This window comes from Amycolatopsis sp. NPDC058986 (genome assembly GCF_042741125.1).
GTDB lineage: Bacteria > Actinomycetota > Actinomycetes > Mycobacteriales > Pseudonocardiaceae > Amycolatopsis.
The window spans coordinates 21,376-23,921 of sequence record NZ_JBHYJW010000004.1; the positions used below are offsets into that span (position 1 = coordinate 21,376).

3 protein-coding genes are annotated in these 2,546 nt (G+C 69.2%); all 3 read right to left on the minus strand.

The genetic code is table 11. The features are described from left to right. Positions 1-90 precede the first annotated feature (90 nt). Genes ACFW0G_RS05105 through ACFW0G_RS05115 form a run of 3 tightly spaced genes read right to left on the minus strand, consistent with a single transcriptional unit; the run spans position 91 to position 2,399 of the window. Positions 91-336, minus strand: a complete 246-nt coding sequence (locus ACFW0G_RS05105; RefSeq protein WP_378323466.1) for a hypothetical protein — start codon at positions 334-336, stop codon at positions 91-93. Positions 337-373: 37 nt separating this feature from the next. After that, entirely contained in the window at positions 374-586 is a 213-nt protein-coding gene (locus ACFW0G_RS05110) for a hypothetical protein (protein WP_378323467.1), read from the minus strand. Between the two features lie 55 nt (positions 587-641). Beyond that, positions 642-2,399, minus strand: coding sequence for a hypothetical protein (locus ACFW0G_RS05115; protein WP_378323468.1), 1,758 nt, complete (start codon positions 2,397-2,399; stop codon positions 642-644). Positions 2,400-2,546: the final 147 nt, after the last annotated feature.

Here is a 2,546-nt window from a genome sequence, read left to right on the forward strand (position 1 = left end):
GCAACACTTGCTCGGCCACCTACCCAACACCCACGAGGGCGCTCGCGGGGGCGGCTCTCGCGTCCCGGGAAGCGAGAGCCGCCGGGGCGCTCAAGAGGGCAGCAGCCTGCCCGGGACACCGTTGAGCGACTGGATCAGGCCGAGCACCGGAACACCGAGCGGCGCGAACGTCCAGATGTTGTTCAGGTTGGTCGTGTCGGGCTCGTCCACGACGGTCACGCCGCCGGGCGCGTCCTGGGCGGACGTGGTGGCCGCCAGCGCCGGCACGGCGGCACCGAGCACGCCGACGCTCGCGAGTGTGGCAATCGCGGCCGCGCGGGCCAGGGTTTTCTTCATCGGTTCCCTCCTTGGGGTGACCTGGGGGTGTGCGGGATCAGGAGATCGGCGTGATGAGGCCGAAGATCGGCGCGAGGAGCTGGGTCGGCGCCTGCACCGCGGGGCCGAGCAGACCGCCCAGGTCGAGGTCCGGCGTCACCCAGATGGGTGTGCCCTCGGCCGGGGCGGCATCGGCCACCCCGCCCGCCACGCCGGTCAACACTGCCGCCGCGGCCAGCGGGAGCAGCACCCTGGCTGCGATTCGCTTCATGGAATTCACCTCCTTGACTTCAATCGATTTCCCCGTTTTCCAGGGGAAGCGGAAATCAGCGGAGAACCGCGCTGATCGGCACAATGGTTCCGTCCGGGACCCATTGGCCCGCGTAATCGCGGTTCATCACCATTCCGATGGCATGCGGTTCATTCGGATACATCGGCATGGCATTGACCTGCGCGGCAGCGAAGATCTGCACATCGCCGTTCGCCGAACGCCATTGGTCGCCGAGCCAGGAACGAAAACCACCCAAGGTCGGGCTCTCCCCGCCGAAGGAATTCCCCACCGCCACCGCGTAACCGACGGCGAGCTGGTCGCGCGGATCGAACCGCAGCGGCAGCGAAGAACTCGCGACCGCATTCACGATCGGACCGTTCAACAGCCAGGGCGCGAGATACAAGCCGTACTGATGTGTCGGCTTCAACCGCTGCGACTCCGCCGCGCGGCTCATCGCCGTGTATCCCCCGGCCCAGCCGGAAACGACGACCAACGCCGTGTCGGCGCCGGGATCTTCCCGCACCGCGAGGCCGGTGCGCGCCGCGGTGTCGCGCACTAGCTTCGCCGCCGCGACACCGCGCGGCGATTCGTCACCGACCAGAGTGATCGCCGAAGGCTTTCGCCCCGCGAGGAACTCCACGAGCTTGACCAGCGAACCACTGTCCTCAGAGGACAGTACGTCGGCAGGGCACGAGGCGAGCACATCGCGTCGTCCGGCGATGACTCCGCCGAGTGCCGCGCTGGCACATTCGGGCGCGTCGGCGTCGGCGATCGAGGGCCCGGCGGCGTCCCCCGCGTCGACGTCGACCCTCGTTTCGGCCGTTCCCTTGCTCACGACCAGTTCGCTGCGTCCCGGCGGGAGTTCGACCTCGGCCCAGCTCCCCTCGGCACCCGGCCGTGCGGCAGCTTTGGTGATCAGCCCGCCCGGCACTCCGGCGGACAGGTCGTCGCCCGCACTGGCCGGGAAGTGCACGAGGTTACGGCCCGGCCGCTGCGGACTGAGCAGCACCGGGATCCGTGCTCCACCGGCTACCGCGTCGGCGATCAGCGGCACCCCGGGGACCGGCAGGGCAGGCGGCTGGGGAATGGCCGCCAGCGCGCTCCAGGCAAGAAAACCCACTGCGACCCCGACCGCGCCGAATCGGTAGACCCGACTGGAATCATTGCCCCCCAGCAAAACTCCGGCAAGAACGGCCACCACGATCGGCAACAGGACGATCGCCAGCAGCGCGACCCCGAAGAGGGTTTCGTACAACCGCCGGTCGAAGCCGAGCCCGGATTGGACGAGTTGCACCGCGCCTGCGACCGCGAGCAGGCCACCGATCGTCAGCGCGAGTGGACCGAGCCGGAAAGCGGTGCCACGCCAGCGATCCGCGGGCACTCCCGCGGACAGGACGGTGACACCGAACCACAACGCGGCGCCCACCACGTAGACCGTGTCGACGGCGAAATCGACACCGGAGCGGCCGAGGGAAGTTTCCAGTACCACCAGGACGATCAACGCGATCGACGCCCACCGGCCGGCGGACGGCCAGCGGATCAGCACGGGGATCACCGCGGCGAGCACGAGATGGACGGCCAGCGCGTACACGTTGAGGTCGACGACGAACGCCGACACCACCGCCGCTACAGCCGAGACACCACCGAGCAAGCCGACGGCGATGAGCAACCGGCGCGGCAACTTGTCCACGAGCGGTCGCAGGACGCCGGTACCGGCGAGGAAAGCAGTACTCAGCAGGAGGACGAGTCTCAGCAGCAGCGCGGCAGTGTCCACTCCGGACGAACCGGTGGCCGGGACGACATGGTGATCCATGGGGACCTTCCGGGTGGAGTGGCCGGGGGGGGGGGGGGGGGCCGCCCCCCCCCCCCCCGGGAGGGGTTTTTTTGTGGGGAGGCCGACCAGGACAGATAGAGTTTGGGGTGTGTTTTGTGTGAGATGCACCGGGGGCGGCCGGATGGG

Excerpts from the sequence above, each read along its gene's own strand:
- ACFW0G_RS05105 (WP_378323466.1), bottom strand. The coding sequence starts at position 336 with ATGAAGAAAACCCTGGCCCGCGCGGCCGCGATTGCCACACTCGCGAGC.
- ACFW0G_RS05110 (WP_378323467.1), bottom strand. The coding sequence starts at position 586 with ATGAAGCGAATCGCAGCCAGGGTGCTGCTCCCGCTGGCCGCGGCGGCA.
- ACFW0G_RS05115 (WP_378323468.1), bottom strand. The coding sequence starts at position 2,399 with ATGGATCACCATGTCGTCCCGGCCACCGGTTCGTCCGGAGTGGACACT.